Origin of the sequence: Escherichia sp. MOD1-EC6021 (genome assembly GCF_002965245.1) — a bacterium.
Taxonomy (GTDB): domain Bacteria; phylum Pseudomonadota; class Gammaproteobacteria; order Enterobacterales; family Enterobacteriaceae; genus Escherichia; species Escherichia coli_F.
The window spans coordinates 17,867-33,821 of the sequence record NZ_PTRU01000021.1 but is presented as its reverse complement, the minus strand read 5'-3'; the positions used below and the strand labels follow the sequence as shown (position 1 = coordinate 33,821).

Annotated in this window: 16 protein-coding genes and 1 other annotated feature; of the genes, 3 read left to right on the top strand and 13 right to left on the bottom strand. The window is 52.4% G+C overall.

The window, feature by feature from the left end; translation table 11 throughout:
• Positions 1–100: 100 nt before the first annotated feature.
• Both ibpB and ibpA read right to left on the bottom strand, forming a co-directional pair.
• Entirely contained in the window at positions 101–529 is a 429-nt protein-coding gene (gene ibpB, locus BEB54_RS20400; RefSeq protein ID WP_001243426.1) for a small heat shock chaperone IbpB, read from the bottom strand.
• Positions 530–640: 111 nt separating this feature from the next.
• The gene (ibpA, locus tag BEB54_RS20395) at positions 641–1,054 is read right to left on the bottom strand and encodes a small heat shock chaperone IbpA (protein ID WP_001243437.1); all 414 of its coding nucleotides are present in this window, start codon (positions 1,052–1,054) and stop codon (positions 641–643) included.
• Positions 1,048–1,120, bottom strand: a sequence feature (ROSE (Repression Of Heat Shock gene Expression) occurs in the 5'-region of heat shock genes and acts as an RNA thermometer to modulate expression.). (Overlaps the previous gene by 7 nt.)
• 239 nt (positions 1,121–1,359) lie before the next feature.
• Here ibpA and BEB54_RS20390 point away from each other — a divergent pair.
• Positions 1,360–1,692: a YceK/YidQ family lipoprotein gene (locus tag BEB54_RS20390; RefSeq protein WP_001313407.1), complete on the top strand. Its 333-nt coding sequence runs from the start codon at positions 1,360–1,362 to the stop codon at positions 1,690–1,692.
• A 1-nt stretch (position 1,693) separates the two neighbouring features.
• Here the strand turns inward: BEB54_RS20390 and BEB54_RS20385 are convergent, their stop codons facing one another.
• Positions 1,694–2,908, bottom strand: a complete 1,215-nt coding sequence (locus BEB54_RS20385; protein WP_199763657.1) for a DUF3748 domain-containing protein — start codon at positions 2,906–2,908, stop codon at positions 1,694–1,696.
• Positions 2,909–3,008: 100 nt separating this feature from the next.
• Here BEB54_RS20385 and cbrA point away from each other — a divergent pair, with 100 nt between their 5' ends.
• Positions 3,009–4,109 (top strand): colicin M resistance lipid reductase CbrA, encoded by a 1,101-nt coding sequence (cbrA, locus tag BEB54_RS20380; RefSeq protein ID WP_105277607.1) that lies wholly within the window; start codon positions 3,009–3,011, stop codon positions 4,107–4,109.
• Here cbrA and BEB54_RS20375 read toward each other — a convergent pair.
• The 5 genes from BEB54_RS20375 to dgoR all read right to left on the bottom strand — a co-directional run bounded on the left by BEB54_RS20375 (position 4,070) and on the right by dgoR (position 8,792).
• The gene (locus BEB54_RS20375) at positions 4,070–5,407 is read right to left on the bottom strand and encodes an MFS transporter (protein WP_000253471.1); all 1,338 of its coding nucleotides are present in this window, start codon (positions 5,405–5,407) and stop codon (positions 4,070–4,072) included. The two genes, cbrA and BEB54_RS20375, sit on opposite strands and share 40 nt — an antisense overlap.
• Positions 5,408–5,481: 74 nt before the next feature.
• Positions 5,482–6,630, bottom strand: a complete 1,149-nt coding sequence (dgoD, locus tag BEB54_RS20370; protein WP_000705257.1) for a galactonate dehydratase — start codon at positions 6,628–6,630, stop codon at positions 5,482–5,484.
• Entirely contained in the window at positions 6,627–7,244 is a 618-nt protein-coding gene (dgoA, locus tag BEB54_RS20365) for a 2-dehydro-3-deoxy-6-phosphogalactonate aldolase (protein WP_032304102.1), read from the bottom strand. Before dgoA ends, dgoD begins: the two co-directional genes overlap by 4 nt.
• Complete coding sequence (gene dgoK, locus BEB54_RS20360; RefSeq protein ID WP_105277598.1) at positions 7,228–8,106, bottom strand: 2-dehydro-3-deoxygalactonokinase; 879 nt, start codon at positions 8,104–8,106, stop codon at positions 7,228–7,230. The genes dgoA and dgoK overlap by 17 nt, the downstream gene beginning before the upstream one ends.
• A complete protein-coding gene (gene dgoR, locus BEB54_RS20355; RefSeq protein ID WP_105277597.1) occupies positions 8,103–8,792 on the bottom strand; it encodes a D-galactonate utilization transcriptional regulator DgoR in 690 nt (229 codons plus the stop codon). Before dgoR ends, dgoK begins: the two co-directional genes overlap by 4 nt.
• Before the next feature lie 277 nt (positions 8,793–9,069).
• Here dgoR and BEB54_RS20350 point away from each other — a divergent pair, with 277 nt between their 5' ends.
• Positions 9,070–9,726, top strand: a complete 657-nt coding sequence (locus BEB54_RS20350) for a hypothetical protein (RefSeq protein ID WP_105272245.1) — start codon at positions 9,070–9,072, stop codon at positions 9,724–9,726.
• 43 nt (positions 9,727–9,769) lie between these two features.
• On the opposite strand, the gene yidA is transcribed toward BEB54_RS20350, so the two are convergent.
• The 5 genes from yidA to dnaN all read right to left on the bottom strand — a co-directional run bounded on the left by yidA (position 9,770) and on the right by dnaN (position 15,951).
• Positions 9,770–10,582 (bottom strand): sugar-phosphatase, encoded by an 813-nt coding sequence (gene yidA / locus BEB54_RS20345; protein ID WP_000985551.1) that lies wholly within the window; start codon positions 10,580–10,582, stop codon positions 9,770–9,772.
• Positions 10,583–10,696: 114 nt separating this feature from the next.
• On the bottom strand, positions 10,697–11,095 hold the full coding sequence (locus BEB54_RS20340) for a YidB family protein (RefSeq protein WP_105277596.1): 399 nt from the start codon (positions 11,093–11,095) through the stop codon (positions 10,697–10,699).
• A gap of 239 nt (positions 11,096–11,334) precedes the next feature.
• Positions 11,335–13,749, bottom strand: coding sequence for a DNA topoisomerase (ATP-hydrolyzing) subunit B (gene gyrB / locus BEB54_RS20335; protein ID WP_001353554.1), 2,415 nt, complete (start codon positions 13,747–13,749; stop codon positions 11,335–11,337).
• A 28-nt stretch (positions 13,750–13,777) separates the two neighbouring features.
• Positions 13,778–14,851 carry a DNA replication/repair protein RecF gene (gene recF / locus BEB54_RS20330; protein ID WP_105277595.1) on the bottom strand — a complete coding sequence of 358 codons (1,074 nt, stop codon included), beginning with the start codon at positions 14,849–14,851 and terminating at the stop codon, positions 13,778–13,780.
• Positions 14,851–15,951 (bottom strand): DNA polymerase III subunit beta, encoded by a 1,101-nt coding sequence (gene dnaN, locus BEB54_RS20325; protein ID WP_000673464.1) that lies wholly within the window; start codon positions 15,949–15,951, stop codon positions 14,851–14,853. The genes recF and dnaN overlap by 1 nt, the downstream gene beginning before the upstream one ends.
• Positions 15,952–15,955: the final 4 nt, after the last annotated feature.

Genomic DNA, 15,955 nt, shown 5'->3' with positions numbered 1-15,955 from the left:
AACGTGCCGAAATATCTTAAACAGGCGAAATTTAACGCTTTGTTGAGTAAGAAAGACAAAAAAAGCCCCACCAGAATGGTGGGGCAAAGAGAATAGCTAGTTAGCTATTTAACGCGGGACGTTCGCTGATAGCGATACGCTGCGCTGCGATGGGTTCAGGCTCATTACGAATTAAATCAATATGCAGTAAACCGTTTACGAAGGTTGCACCAGAGACTTCCATATTTTCAGCCAGCGTAAAGCTCAGGCTAAATGGCTGATTCATAAGCCCTTGATGCAGCCATTTTTTCTCTTCTTTTGGCTGCTCCGGCGTGCCTTTTACGCTCAGGCGCGTACCTTCCAGTTGAATATCTAAATCTTCCTGACGAAAACCTGCCAGCGCAAGGGTAATGCGGTAGTGGTTATCGTCGCTTTTCTCAATGTTGTACGGCGGGAAGCTCTGGCTTTCACCGGCGTTTTGCAGTGCGTTGGCCAGTTTGTCAAAACCGATCCATTGACGCATCAGTGGGGATAAATCGAAGTTACGCATAGTCATTTCTCCTTCTAAGAAGCGAGTAAGTACCTGCAAATCCGAAGATTCGCATATGCTCCCTGACGGCGAGCATGGAGATATCAGGCCGCGCCAGGCGGCCTTAGGGAATTAGTTGATTTCGATACGGCGCGGTTTTTTCGCTTCCGGAATCACGCGTTCGAGATCGATATACAGCAGACCATTCACCAGGTTAGCACCACGAACATGAATGTTCTCAGCTAACTGGAATTTACGTTCAAAGTTGCGTTCAGCGATGCCCTGGTACAGATAGGTGCGCTCTTTTTGTTCGTCGGCATGAGCACCTTTCACCACCAACAGATTATCCTGGGCGGTAATCTCCAGTTCGCTCTCAGCAAAACCAGCCACAGCGATAGCAATGCGGTAATGGTTTTCGTCTACCAGTTCAACGTTATACGGAGGGTAGCCGCCATTACTCTGGCTCTGGTTGTTTTCTAAGTGGTTAAACAAACGGTCAAATCCAATAGCAGAACGGTAAAGCGGGGATAAATCAAAGTTACGCATAATCAATAGCTCCTGAAATCAGCGAGAATGTAAGACCTTCCACAATGGACAGGTCAGGTAGCCAGAACACCCATCAGGCGCGTCCTCATCGGCTACGATGTAAAAATGGGTCTGGAAATGAACTTTTCAAGCCTTATCAGCGGACTTTTTTTTGCAGTTTATGGTCTATTGCATAGACTGAGGGGGCAGCACGAAACGTTAAAGTGCGATAGCCGCCACAGTGCGACGTAATGATGATGTTATTTTCAGCAAGGGATCGCTATAACTCATCAGGCCAACACCCACGATCAACAGATGAATTTATTATGATAAGAAATGTGTTGTTAGCGTTCATGATATGCAGCGGAATGGCATTACTCGGAGGATGCTCCAGCGTGATGTCCCATACCGGGGGAAAAGAAGGAACGTATCCCGGCACCCGCGCCAGCGCCACCATGATTGGCGACGATGAAACCAACTGGGGCACTAAGTCGCTGGCGATTCTCGATATGCCGTTTACCGCTGTGATGGACACGCTTTTACTGCCGTGGGATGTGTTCCGCAAAGACAGCTCGGTGCGCTCACGCGTTGAAAAAAGCGAAGCCAACGCGCAAGCCACCAATGCGGTTATTCCACCGGCCAGAATGCCTGATAACTGATTTAGCGATCAGTTTCGGTGATCCACAGCTGGCCACCTTCCATCCACGCCAGCCATTGACCATCCGGCGAGAAGACCACGGCGTCCGCAGAAGGGAGATTGGCGTGGTTTTCGGTTAAATACTCAACCTCGCCGCTTTGCGCATGGACGCAAGCAATTCGATTATCCAGCACAAAGCCCAGCCATTCCCCGGAAGGGTGCCAGTTAAATGCAGACTGAATATCCGTTTTGTTATGAGTTAACTGTCGCGGCTCGCCGCCCTGTGGTGAGATAAGCCACAGTTGCACAATGCCGTTATCATCACGCATTAAAAACGCGATTTGCGTCCCCTGCGGATTACAGCGCCCCCAGTGGCGCGGAACGTTGACTAATCCCGGATAAGCCCGATGATGGGTAAAAGTTAAACGTCGCTGCACGACGCCACGCGGTGGCGCGGGCAGGGTTGTTTCCGTTCCACTTAACGGCGCATCACCTGCCGCTTTCCAGCCAGCTTCATCTTGCGGTAACTCAACGATAAACAGCTCCGGCACTTTCTCGCCCTTTGGCGAAAGTGTGTCGCCAATAAACGCCAGCGCGTGATTTCCTACCCATCCTTCTTCATAAGCACGATTGATTTCATTACTGCCAGGCTGCGGCGTGGGCGTTGTTTTACTCACCAGTACGCACCAGTGGCTACCGCTGTATTCACGCGGATGCTGCTTTTGTACGTTGACCGGGCCAAACGGTGCAGCAACACCGACATTTCGCAAATCCAGCGCCGGATCGCGTTCATGCATTACATGGTCGTTATAGGTAAAGCTCACCATTTCACCGTTCGGGCTAAAGACATGTACATGGCTGCCGCCACGCAGCGCTCCTGGCGTATACGGCGCGGTAATATCCATTGCATCGAGATTGCTCACCTTGCCGCTTTCAGCAATCACGCCGCGTCGATGATGGAAGTCGTAATGCCATGTTTCATCTGGATTTTCAGGGCCGTGAATAAAGACATATTTCTCTGACTTCGGATGAACGGTCACCACGCCGACGTGTGCGCCCTGTGACGCACGGTAGATAACCTCGACCTCACCGGTATGAATATTCACACGCTCAATGGTCTCGCCGGTAAACGACGCCCCAGAAGGACGCACGTCAAATACCAGCCACTGGCTGTCGGGCGTCCAGGTATTGGTATTGGTGAGCAGGTGATTACGGGGAGCAAAGGTTATCTGTTTCATGGCGCGGTCCTGATACAAAACGGTTCCCGCCATCATACTTCACAAGGACTTCACTTTCAGACAATAGTCTTTTGCCATCGTGATGAATGTGAGTGAAAAGATGGAACATTTCGACGTGGCGATTATTGGCCTCGGCCCGGCAGGGTCGGCGTTGGCGCGAAAGTTAGCAGGCAAAATGCAGGTGATCGCGCTGGATAAAAAGCACCAGTGCGGTACTGAAGGTTTCAACAAGCCTTGCGGCGGTCTGCTGGCACCGGACGCTCAGCGATCTTTTATTCGCGATGGACTGACGCTTCCTGTCGATGTGATCGCCAATCCGCAGATTTTCAGCGTCAAAACCGTCGACGTAGCCGCATCGCTTACACGTAACTACCAGCGAAGCTATATCAATATTAATCGCCATGCTTTCGACTTATGGATGAAATCGCTGATCCCCGCCAGCGTTGAGGTTTACCACGACAGCCTGTGCCGGAAAATCTGGCATGAGGATGATAAATGGCATGTCATTTTTCGCGCAGACGGCTGGGAGCAACACATTACCGCCCGCTATCTGGTCGGTGCCGATGGTGCCAACTCGATGGTGCGGCGACATCTCTACCCGAACCATCAAATTCGTAAATATGTCGCTATCCAGCAGTGGTTCGCAGAGAAACATCCGGTGCCGTTCTACTCCTGCATCTTTGATAATGCGATAACTGACTGTTACTCATGGAGTATCAGCAAAGACGGTTATTTTATCTTTGGCGGTGCCTATCCAATGAAAGACGGTCAGACGCGTTTCACGACGCTGAAAGAGAAAATGAGCGCCTTTCAGTTCCAGTTTGGCAAAGCGGTGAAAAGTGAGAAATGTACCGTGTTGTTTCCCTCACGCTGGCAGGATTTTGTCTGCGGTAAGGACAATGCCTTTCTGATTGGTGAAGCGGCGGGATTTATCAGCGCCAGCTCACTGGAGGGGATTAGCTATGCGCTGGATAGCGCAGAGATTCTGCGTTCGGTGTTACTCAAGCAACCGGAGAAGAGCAACGCCGCCTACTGGCGCGCCACCCGCAAACTGCGTTTAAAACTCTTCGGCAAAATAGTAAAAAGCCGATGCCTGACCGCACCGGCTTTAAGAAAATGGATTATGCGCAGTGGTGTGGCGCATATTCCACAGTTGAAAGATTATCCAACGCGCTTCACATCGCCCACCAGCAGGATGTAAGAGAGCGCGCCAATCAACGCGACGGCGGAGATATAAACCAGTGCAGGCGCGAAACCGTAACCCTGCGCCAGGTACCCTACCACCAGCGGAACGGTGATGCCGCCCAGACCACCGGCGAAGTTAAACACGCCGCCGGTTAAACCAATCAGCCGCATCGGTGCCAGAGAAGAGACTAACGACCAGGTAATCGAAGCAAAACCGTTGCCGAAGAATGCCAGCGCCATCAGGCACATAATCATCATCGGATCGTTGGTGTAGTTAGCACCCATAATGCAGGTGGAGATCAGCAAACCGCAGATAATCGGCGTTTTACGCGCAAAGCCCAGTGAAAAGCCCTTACGTACCAGCAGATCCGCGACCCAGCCTGAGAGCAGGACGCCAACAAACGCCGCAAGGAATGGCACCGTGGTCATAAAGCCCGCTTTCAGCGCTGTGATTCCTTTTTCCTGGGTTAAATAGTTCGGGAACCAGGTTAAGAAGAACCACAGTGTAGAAGCCACCGCAAATTGCCCAAGATAGACGCCGATCAGTTTACGATGGAACACCAGTTTCCAGTCTTTGGCGGTTAGCGGCTGACGCGCCTCTTTTTTCACTGGCGCATCGCCATCCACCAGACCGCCGCCGTCACGAATGTAATCCAGTTCAGCTTTGCTAATGCCTTTGGTCAGGCGCGGCGGCTGATAAACCTTAAACCAAATCAGCGACCAGATAATGCCGATACCGCCGGTGACAATGAACACCCAGTGCCAGCTCAACATTTCCTGAATCCAGATCAGCAGCGGAGTCAGAAACGCCAGACCGACAAACTGACCAGACGTATAAAAACCCACGGCAGAAGCGCGTTCATGTTCCGGGAACCAGCTGGTCACCATCCGGTTATTGGTCGGGAACGCGGGCGCTTCGAAAATACCGGTTATCGCGCGCAGACCAATTAATGACATTAAGCCCGTGGCAAAGCCCTGGAATAACGTCGCCACTGACCAGCCAAATATCGCAATAAAATAAGTCACGCGAGAACCTACGCGATCTAAAAACCAACCGCCGGGGATCTGACATAAGGTATAAAGCCAGGCGAAGGCCGAAAATACATAGCCCATTTGCGCTTTGGTAATGCCGAACTCTTCCTGAATATGGGCGGAAGCCACGGCCAGGTTAGCGCGGTCAACATAACAAATGACCACCGTAATAAAGATCATCACCAGCGTCAGATAACGCCGACGCCCCGGTTTTGCTGCATTAACGGGAATATCCATAGCGAGCTTTCTCCAGATTTTGGGCATAGCGAAGCCGCTCACCATGCCCTGTAATGTACAGAGGGTTATATTTTTGTATTGCTGTTTTAGTGCCCGATGAGGGGCTTACGTGGCAGGAATTACCACTCTGCTACGCTGTTATCTTCATGACGCCAGAGCGGATTACGCCAGTCCGGGGCATTTTTACTGAACTCAATGACTTTGGCTTCGTCGATTTCCACGCCTAAGCCCGGTTTCGTTAATGGTTTAAAGAAGCCGCCGACCATGCTGAAGTCTTCTTTATTTTTCACAAAGTCGAGTAACTCCGCGCCTTTGTTGTAATGAATGCCCATACTTTGTTCCTGAAGTACCGCGTTATAGGAAACAAAGTCGATATGCAGGCAAGCCGCCAGTGCAATCGGGCCGAGCGGACAGTGCGGCGCAAGGGTCACGTCATAGGCTTCCGCCATTCCGGCAATTTTGTAGCATTCGGTAATACCGCCTGCGTGGGAGAGATCCGGTTGCAGAATCGAAATACCGCCAGCTTCCAGCACGCGTTTAAAATCGAAGCGTGAGAACATGCGCTCACCCGCCGCCAGTGGAATATGCGTTTGTGCCGCCAGTTTCGGGTAGTATTCGGCTTGTTCCGCCAGCACCGGTTCTTCAATAAACAGAGGGCGATACGGTTCCAGTTCTTTAATCAGCACTTTCGCCATCGGCGCGCTGACGCGACCGTGGAAATCAAGACCAAACTCAATCTGATTGCCAAAAGCTTCACGAATTTGTGCCACGGTGTTGACCGCCGCATCTACCGCGCGGGAGTTATCAATCAATCCCAGTTCTTCACAACCGTTCAGTTTGAAGGTATCGAAGCCGATTTCGCGTAGCGTTTTAATGCCGTCGATAACATCCGCCGGACGATCGCCGCCGACCCAACTGTAGGCTTTAATTTTGTCGCGAACCAGGCCGCCCATCAGTTGCCAGACCGGCGCATTCAGCACTTTACCTTTGATATCCCATAACGCCTGGTCGATCCCGGCGATGGCGCTCATCAGAATCGGACCGCCACGATAAAATCCGGCGCGATACATCACTTGCCATAAGTCATTGATGCGCGATGGATCCTGACCAATCAAATAGTCACCCAGCTCGTGAACTGCCGCTTCCACCGTGCGGGCGCGGCCTTCGATCACGGGCTCGCCCCAACCGACCACGCCTTCATCAGTTTCAATTTTCAGGAACATCCAGCGGGGAGGTAAACGATACGTAGTAATGTTGGTGATTTTCATTGCACTGCCTCTCGATACGCCTTAACAAATGCTGCTGCCTGCTGCGCGGTGCGTTCTACGGACTGCCCGGCGCGATAGAGATCGCTGCCTAAGCCCGCCCCTGCACAACCTGCGTCTATCCACTGCGCCAGGTTTTCTGGCGTCACACCGCCTACGGCAAAGACCGGGATGTCCTGCGGTAATACCGCTTTTAACGCTTTGATGTATTGCGGCCCAAAAGCCGATGACGGGAATATTTTCAGCGCCTGAGCGCCCGCGTCGATCGCGGTAAAGGCTTCAGTCGCCGTCGCGCAGCCGGGGCAAACGGTCATGCCATACCCCACCGCGCGGCGGATCACTTCACTATGGATATTGGGCGTAACGATGAGCTGGCAGCCCATCCTGGCGAGCGCATCGACCTGTTCAGGTTTCAGTACCGTACCTGCGCCAATCAACGCTTTATCGCCATACGCATCAACGATGGCGGGAATGCTTTGTTCCCATAGTGGAGAGTTCAGCGGGATTTCTACCGCGTCGAACCCAGCGTCAATCACCGCGCCAACATGCGCCAGCGCCTCGTCGGGCGTAATGCCGCGCAAAATGGCGATCAGCGGGAGTTTAGTTTGCCACTGCATGAGCGATGCTCCTTATACCAGCCTGAAATGCCGTGTCGCCCGCCACCGCCGTCACGTCGCAACCCATCGCCTGAAAGGCTTGCTGATAGCGTGCAGTCAGCGATGTTCCGGCGACAAGGGTGATGACGTGTTGATGGGCCACGTAGTCGCGCATACTGGCGACCTCTGCGCCAATCAACAATCCAGAGAGAAATTCGCTGACCTGTTCACGGGGAAGTGTTCCCAGCACATGCGAAGCACGAACTTCAAAAAGCTGCGGCAATATTGCGGGCGCATTAAGGCCGCGCTCAAGGCCAGCCGCGAAGGCATCGGCAGAGTTTTCCTGCGGTGGTAAACCTGCGCCAATCAATGAGTGATTTAACAGTAAATGATGTAACTCACCGGTCATTACGGTGCGAAAATCGTTGATTTGCTGGCTATCGGCCTGCACCCATTTGCAATGCGTACCGGGCATGACATAAAGAGAGGAAGGAGCCAAAGCACGCGCGCCGATCAATTGTGTTTCTTCGCCGCGCATCACATTGTGGTTATCATCATGAGAAACGCATAATCCGGGAATAATCCAGATATTGTCGCCAACAGACGTTAATTGTTCGCCAATAGATGAAAAACGGGCAGGAACAGATAAATACGGTGCAACTTTCCAGCCGACATTGCTGCCGACCATTCCTGCCATCACCACTGGCGTATTCTCTTCACGCCAGTCGGTCGTCACTTCTGCTAACACCGCAGCCGGAGATTTTCCGTTCAGACGCGTAACGCCTGCTTCTGATTGCCTGCTGTCCAGGCAGTGGTCGCCCTGATAAAGCCAGGCGCGCAGGTTGGTCGATCCCCAGTCAATTGCGATGTAGCGAGCTGTCATGTGATTTCCTTTAACCTTCGTGTCGAGCTGGCGATCATGGTAAGCGCCGCCTGCTCTGCCGCATCGCCGTCCTGATGCCGTATCGCATCAAACAGCGCCTTATGTTCCTGGAGCGTTTGCGGCATGTTGGCCTCATCGCCCATCCAGGTTCGTTCAAAAACCGCCCGCTGTAATGAACTAATCGCAATGCTAAGTTGCTGTAACACCGGGTTATGCACTGATTGCAGTACCGCCTCGTGATAGCGAATATCCGCTTCGTTAAACGCTTCGCGGTCCTGATTGTTGGCGATCATCTCGTTCAGCGCTGATTCAATCTGCGCCAGATCGCTGGAAGTCGCGCGCTCTGCCGCCCAACGGGCAATCGCCGGTTCCACCAGATTTCGCACTTCGCTCATTGCACTGATAAGCCGTGGGTCGTAGTCGTTTTCCAGCACCCATTGCAGTACGTCAGTGTCGAGGTAATTCCACTGGTTACGCGGTGCCACAAACGCCCCGCGATAACGTTTCATTTCAATCAGCCGCTTCGCCATCAGCGAACGAAACACCTCACGGATGATGTTGCGCGAGGTTGCAAACTCCTCACAAAGTTCCGCCTCGGCCGGAAGCGGCGAGCTTGGCACGTATTTGCCGTGAACGATCTGTTTGCCCAGCGTAATGACGATGCGATCGGTTTTATTGAGAGTCATGGAGAGTCCTTGTGCTCTGTATGTACTTCTCTACTTTACCCCGATCGATGCATAACGCGGCAATTTTGTAGTACCAGCGTGATGACGTTCGCGTTTGCTGTATGCGTAATGTAGTACAAAGTTATATTGTTGTACTACAATTTAGATCACAAAAAGAACAATGCATAAAAAAATGACATGCGTCGGGCAGAAATCTGAAAAGGGATATCAGGCGCAAAACAGGAGGGAAAGAAGAGTATGCTTTCAACGGCTTAGCTACTCGTTTAAAGGATTAGTCATGAAGTTGAATTTTAAGGGTTTTTTTAAGGCTGCCGGTTTGTGTTCTTTGGCATTTGCGTTGACCGGTTGTCTCACTTGGGGGTTGGTTTCCAATACCGCAAGTCCTCCACATGCCGAGCAATGGCGGTCAGACTCGATTAAGGGGTTATCGCTGGCAGAGGATAGTAACGGTACGAAAGGCTATGTTTTTGTTGGTGAATCGTTGGACTATCTGTTGACCACGGGCGGCGGCGAGGTGGTTAAAATGCTGAACGATCCGGCAATTCATGGCGAAAGAATCACCGTTTCCGATAACGCGAAATTTATTCTAAGCAGCAGTGATACTAATTTTTCTGGTTCAATAACGCTCTATTACGACTGGGATAATGAGGAAGATAAAGCACTGGCGACACAATATGGTTTTATTTGTAATACCCAGCGTTGTACCTGGGCACTTGACGGCCTGAAAGGCTCTATCCACCAGAAAAATAAAAAAGCGGATTACTCAAACGTGATGGTTTTCCATCAACCCTTTACGGTGGGATTTTATAAGTACAAAGCAACTGATGGCGTTCCGCGCGGCCTCGCTAATGCGCTGCTACCAGTCACTCTTACGCTGGATATAGTAACGTCACCACTCCAGTTCCTGATTTTATGCACGACCAGAAATTGTTAATCGCTGCGGGCAAACGCATTTATGCAGTTTGCCCGCCCACTGATTAATTCAGCACATACTTCTCAATAGCAAACGCCACGCCATCTTCCAGGTTGGATTTGGTGACAAAGTTCGCCACTTCTTTCACCGAAGGAATAGCGTTATCCATTGCCACACCAACACCTGCGTATTCAATCATTGCGATGTCGTTTTCCTGATCGCCAATCGCCATGACTTCTTCCGGCTTAATGCCTAACACGTCGGCCAGTGATTTCACACCCGTACCTTTGTTAACGCGTTTATCGAGGATTTCGAGGAAGTACGGCGCACTTTTCAGCACAGTGTATTTTTCTTTCACTTCCTGCGGAATACGCGCAATGGCCTGGTCGAGGATGGCGGGTTCATCAATCATCATCACTTTCAGGAACTGAGTATTGGGGTCCATTTTCTCCGCTTCGCAGAACACCAGCGGAATAGTGGCAACGAAAGATTCATGCACCGTGTAGTAGCTGATATCACGGTTGGCGGTGTACAGCGTGGTGCGGTCCAGGGCGTGGAAATGAGAACCGACTTCGCGAGAGAGTTTTTCCAGGAAACGGTAGTCGTCATAGCTGAGAGCGGTTTGCGCCACGGTGCTACCATCGGCGGCCTTCTGTACCAGCGCGCCGTTATAAGTAATGCAGTAATCGCCCGGCTGTTCCATATGCAGCTCTTTCAGGTAGTTGTGAACACCTGCATAAGGGCGACCCGTCGTTAGCACGACATTCACGCCACGGGCGCGAGCTGCGGCAATCGCGTTTTTAACAGCGGGTGAAATGGTGTGATCGGGCAGCAGAAGGGTGCCATCCATATCGATAGCAATGAGTTTGATAGCCATGTGTTCCCCAGGTAGATTGGTTCCTGACCCATGCTAACGCGATTCCGCTCAAAAATCAGTACAACACCCGAGGGAAAAGGGGGATGCAACGCGCGTTGCATGCTCCCCTTTTGCTTAGCGGAAGAGTTTCCCTTTCAGCAGTTCCATGCCTGCGGAAAGCAGATCGTTATTGGCTTGCGAAGACACTTCACCTTGCGGTGAGAGTGCATCAATAATCTTCGGCAATTGTTCTGCCAGTAAACTGGAAGCCGTACTGGCATCTACACCCAGTTTTTGCCCGAGATCGGACACCGCATTTGTGCCGAGCGCCGACTCCAGTTGCTCGCCACTCACCGGCTGATTGCCCTGTTGATTACTCAACCAGGTTGAGAGAATGGCACCTAAGCCGCCACTTTGCAGTTTTTCCAACAGCATCTGAATGCCGCCCTGTTCCTCAACCCAACTCAAAATAGCCTGATATTTCCCCGCATCGCCTTTCAGAAAGGCGCCGACAACATCATCAAAAAGCCCCATGATAATCACCTGTAAAGCGTTACGTGTTGACTCAAAAAGTATAGATCTGCGGAATGATAATTACGGATTGCAGAAATAAAAAGGGCGGAGATGATCTCCGCCCTTTTCTTATAGCTTCTTGCCGAATGCGGCGTTAACGTCTGATCCGGCCTACAAAATCATGCAAATTCAAAATATTGCAGGAGTCTCGTAGGCCTGATAAGCGTAGCGCATCATGCACGCTCGCATTGTTAACGCCATTAAATATCGATATTCGCCGCTTTCAGGGCATTCTCTTCGATAAACGCACGACGCGGTTCAACGGCGTCGCCCATCAGCGTGGTGAACAACTGATCGGCAGCAATCGCATCTTTAACGGTAACGCGCAGCATACGACGGCTTTCCGGGTCCATGGTGGTTTCCCACAGCTGTTCCGGGTTCATCTCGCCCAGACCTTTATAACGCTGGATGGAGAGGCCGCGACGGGACTCTTTCACCAGCCAGTCCAGCGCCTGCTCGAAGCTGGCTACCGGCTGACGACGCTCGCCACGTTCGATAAACGCATCTTCTTCCAGAAGGCCACGCAGTTTCTCACCCAGCGTGCAGATACGACGATATTCGCCACCGGTGATAAACTCGTGATCCAGCGGATAGTCAGTATCCACACCGTGGGTACGCACGCGAACAATCGGTTCAAACAGGTTTTGATCAGCATTGGTGTGGACATCAAACTTCCACTGGCTGCCGTGCTGTTCTTTGTCGTTCAGTTCGCTGACCAGGGCGTTCACCCAACGGGTAACGGTCTGCTCATCAGAGAGGTCGGCTTCCGTCAGCGTCGGCTGATAGATAAGCTCTTTCAGCATTGCTTTCGGATAACGACGCTCCATGCGGTTGATCATTTTCTGCGTCGCGTTGTACTCAGACACCAGTTTCTCTAACGCTTCGCCAGCCAATGCCGGTGCACTGGCGTTGGTATGCAGCGTTGCGCCATCCAGCGCAATAGAGATCTGGTACTGATCCATCGCTTCGTCGTCTTTAATGTACTGTTCCTGCTTGCCTTTCTTCACTTTGTACAGCGGCGGCTGAGCGATGTAGACGTGACCGCGTTCAACGATTTCCGGCATCTGACGATAGAAGAAGGTCAACAGCAGCGTACGAATGTGCGAGCCGTCGACGTCCGCATCGGTCATGATGATGATGCTGTGGTAACGCAGTTTGTCCGGGTTGTACTCGTCACGACCGATACCACAACCAAGCGCGGTGATCAGCGTCGCCACTTCCTGGGAAGAGAGCATCTTATCGAAGCGCGCTTTCTCGACGTTGAGGATTTTACCCTTCAGCGGCAGAATCGCCTGGTTCTTGCGGTTACGCCCCTGCTTCGCAGAGCCGCCCGCGGAGTCCCCTTCCACAAGGTACAGTTCAGAGAGCGCCGGGTCGCGTTCCTGACAGTCCGCCAGTTTGCCCGGCAGGCCCGCTAAATCCAGCGCACCTTTACGACGGGTCATTTCACGAGCGCGACGCGCAGCTTCACGGGCACGAGCAGCATCGATAATTTTGCCGACTACGATTTTCGCGTCGGTTGGGTTTTCCAGCAGGTATTCTGCCAGCAGTTCGTTCATCTGCTGTTCAACCGCCGATTTCACCTCAGAAGAAACCAGTTTGTCTTTGGTCTGAGAGGAGAATTTCGGGTCCGGCACTTTTACGGAAACGACGGCAATCAGGCCTTCACGCGCATCGTCACCGGTGGCGCTGACTTTGGCTTTTTTGCTGTAGCCTTCTTTATCCATGTAGGCGTTCAGAGTACGGGTCATCGCCGCACGGAAGCCTGCCAGGTGAGTACCGCCATCACGCTGCGGAATGTTGTTGGTAAAGCAGTAGATGTTTTCCTGGAAGCCATCATTCCACTGCAATGCAACTTCAACGCCGATACCGTCTTTTTCGGTGGAGAAGTAGAAGATATTCGGGTGGATCGGCGTTTTGTTTTTGTTCAGATATTCAACGAACGCCTTGATACCGCCTTCATAGTGGAAGTGGTCTTCTTTGCCGTCGCGCTTGTCGCGCAGACGAATGGAAACGCCAGAGTTGAGGAACGACAACTCACGCAGGCGTTTCGCCAGAATGTCATATTCGAATTCGGTCACATTGGTGAAGGTTTCGAGGCTTGGCCAGAAACGCACCATGGTGCCGGTTTTTTCAGTCTCGCCGGTAACCGCCAGCGGAGCCTGCGGTACACCGTGTTCGTAGATCTGACGGTGAATTTTACCCTCGCGCTGGATAACCAGCTCCAGTTTTTGCGACAGGGCGTTTACTACCGAAACACCAACGCCGTGCAGACCGCCGGACACTTTATAGGAGTTATCGTCAAATTTACCGCCTGCGTGCAGGACGGTCATGATCACTTCCGCCGCCGATACGCCCTCTTCCGGGTGAATACCGGTCGGAATGCCGCGCCCGTCATCCTGTACAGAGACAGAGTTATCGGCGTGAATGGTGACGATAATTTCTTTACAGTGACCCGCGAGCGCTTCGTCGATAGCGTTATCTACCACCTCGAATACCATGTGGTGCAGACCGGTGCCGTCATCCGTGTCGCCGATATACATACCCGGGCGCTTACGCACCGCATCCAGCCCTTTCAGGACTTTGATACTGGAGGAGTCATAAGAATTCGACATCAACGTTTCTCGCTCATTTATTCTTGGGTTAATCCGTTATTTTACCCTTTTCCACGGTAAACTTCTTCGAATTTTCGTCCGACATGTCTATTACGTGTTCAGCACTGATCGCGCTGACAAAGACCTGTGATTGCGTCGCTTTTAAGCGGCTGGCAAGCAGTCCGCGACGCTCATCATCAAGCTCAGAGGCAAAATCATCTATCAGGTAGAGACACCGCCGCCCGCTTTCACGGGTGAGGAACTCTCCTTGCGCCAGACGTAAGGCGCACATCAACAGCTTAAGCTGCCCACGCGATAAGGTATCTTCCACCGGCGCACCGTCGGCGCGAATGCGTAAGTCCGCTTTATGCGGGCCGTGCGCGGTGTAGGTTAGCTGGCGATCGCGTTCAAAATTACGTTCCAGCACCTCAGCATATTCTGTCTCTTTCTCCCAGCCGCGCTGAAAAGAGAAAGTCAGAGTAAACTCCGGGAGAAATTGCTTACAGGTATCGGCCATATCAGCGGCGATACCGGCGCTGTACTCGGCGCGCCAGGTACTGATTTGTTCTGCCAGCGGGATCAGTTCTTTGTCCCACGGGCGTAGCTGTTCATAACGAGTCACCTGGCGCAGTGCCGCATTGCGCTGCTTGAGTAATCGCTTGAGATTGCTCCAGGCGGTGAAAAATCCGGGTTCGTTGTGAAAGCATCCCCAGTCGAGGAAAGCTCTTCTGTATTTGGGGCCGCCGTTGAGTAAAGTAAACCCTTCTGGCGTTATCAGTTGCATCGGCATCAGGTGCGCCAGCTCGGCGACCTTATGCCCGTCAGTACCGTCGATGCGGACTTTGCTGTCGCCCTGTTTATCTTTGGTTAGGCCAATCGCCGTCTCGCGCTCTTCGCCCTGTAAACGCCCATGGAGAATAAACGCCTCCTGCTCGTGGCGAATAACACGACCAATCTGCAAACTGCGAAACGCCCGACCGTGGCCGAGCGTATAGATGGCTTCCAGCACGCTGGTTTTGCCACTGCCGTTGGCACCTACCAGAAAGTTAAAGCCGGGAGATAAAGCGAGATCCGCGGTTTCAATGTTGCGGAAATCGCGGATCAACAAACGGGTGAGGGACATTACAGTCTCATTGGCATGACAACATAGGCAGCCGACTGTGATGCGGCATCTTCAATCTGCACACTGGAAACCGAATCGGTCAGCATCATGCGCACGTTTTCGCATTTCAGCGCGTTCAGAACATCCAGTACATAGCTGACGTTGAAGCCAATTTCCATCTCCGCACCGCTATAGGTAACGTCGAGGATCTCTTCCGCTTCTTCCTGTTCCGGGTTATTGGCGGTGATTTTCAGCTGATTTTCGCTGACATACAGACGCACGCCGCGGAATTTCTCGTTGGAGAGGATCGCTGCACGGGCAAACGCCTGCTTGAGCAGATCGCAGCCTGCTTCCAGATGTTTGTCCGGGTTCTTCGGCAGAACGCGGCGATAATCCGGGAAGCGACCATCCACCAGTTTGGAGGTGAAGATAAAGTCGCCAACGTGGGCGCGAATGTTGTTGCTGCCAATCTGCACGCGCAGCGGATTGTCGCCGCCGTCGAGCATACGCATCAGTTCAATCACACCTTTACGCGGCACGATCACCGAATGGCTTGGCAAAGACTGACCAATTGGCATGGAACAGACCGCCAGACGGTGACCGTCGGTCGCCACGGTACGCAGTTCTTCACCTTCGGTTTCGAACAGCATACCGTTTAAGTAATAGCGAACATCCTGATGCGCCATCGAAAACTGAGTCGCTTCAATCAGACGCTTCATCGTCGCCTGCGGCAGGGTAAATTCGACTTCGCTCTGCCAGTCATCGAGGTTCGGGAAATCTGCTGCTGGCAGGGTGGAAAGCGAAAAACGGCTACGCCCGGAACGCACCAGCATCCGCTCACCTTCCAGTTGCACGGCAATTTCCGCGCCTTCAGGCAGACCACGGCAGATATCAAAGAATTTGCGCGCCGGAACGGTCGTCGCCCCTGGTTCGTGCGGCTGAACCAGCGCAACACGTGCCACCATTTCCATCTCGAGATCGGTACCGGTCAGCGACAACGTACCGTCAGCAACCTGTAACAGCAGATTACCGAGAATCGGTAGCGTAGGACGACCACCTAACGGACCGCTCACCTGTTGTAGCGGTTTTAATAAATGCTCACGTTCTACGGTAAATTTCATAGGT

Excerpts from the sequence above, each read along its gene's own strand:
- BEB54_RS20350 (WP_105272245.1), top strand. The coding sequence starts at position 9,070 with ATGAAGTTGAATTTTAAGGGTTTTTTTAAGGCTGCCGGTTTGTGTTCT.
- gyrB (WP_001353554.1), bottom strand. The coding sequence starts at position 13,749 with ATGTCGAATTCTTATGACTCCTCCAGTATCAAAGTCCTGAAAGGGCTG.
- BEB54_RS20375 (WP_000253471.1), bottom strand. The coding sequence starts at position 5,407 with ATGGTGAGCGGCTTCGCTATGCCCAAAATCTGGAGAAAGCTCGCTATG.
- dgoR (WP_105277597.1), bottom strand. The coding sequence starts at position 8,792 with ATGACTCTCAATAAAACCGATCGCATCGTCATTACGCTGGGCAAACAG.
- recF (WP_105277595.1), bottom strand. The coding sequence starts at position 14,851 with ATGTCCCTCACCCGTTTGTTGATCCGCGATTTCCGCAACATTGAAACC.
- BEB54_RS20390 (WP_001313407.1), top strand. The coding sequence starts at position 1,360 with ATGATAAGAAATGTGTTGTTAGCGTTCATGATATGCAGCGGAATGGCA.
- ibpB (WP_001243426.1), bottom strand. The coding sequence starts at position 529 with ATGCGTAACTTCGATTTATCCCCACTGATGCGTCAATGGATCGGTTTT.
- ibpA (WP_001243437.1), bottom strand. The coding sequence starts at position 1,054 with ATGCGTAACTTTGATTTATCCCCGCTTTACCGTTCTGCTATTGGATTT.
- BEB54_RS20385 (WP_199763657.1), bottom strand. The coding sequence starts at position 2,908 with ATGAAACAGATAACCTTTGCTCCCCGTAATCACCTGCTCACCAATACC.
- dgoA (WP_032304102.1), bottom strand. The coding sequence starts at position 7,244 with ATGCAGTGGCAAACTAAACTCCCGCTGATCGCCATTTTGCGCGGCATT.
- BEB54_RS20340 (WP_105277596.1), bottom strand. The coding sequence starts at position 11,095 with ATGGGGCTTTTTGATGATGTTGTCGGCGCCTTTCTGAAAGGCGATGCG.
- yidA (WP_000985551.1), bottom strand. The coding sequence starts at position 10,582 with ATGGCTATCAAACTCATTGCTATCGATATGGATGGCACCCTTCTGCTG.
- cbrA (WP_105277607.1), top strand. The coding sequence starts at position 3,009 with ATGGAACATTTCGACGTGGCGATTATTGGCCTCGGCCCGGCAGGGTCG.
- dgoD (WP_000705257.1), bottom strand. The coding sequence starts at position 6,630 with ATGAAAATCACCAACATTACTACGTATCGTTTACCTCCCCGCTGGATG.
- dnaN (WP_000673464.1), bottom strand. The coding sequence starts at position 15,951 with ATGAAATTTACCGTAGAACGTGAGCATTTATTAAAACCGCTACAACAG.
- dgoK (WP_105277598.1), bottom strand. The coding sequence starts at position 8,106 with ATGACAGCTCGCTACATCGCAATTGACTGGGGATCGACCAACCTGCGC.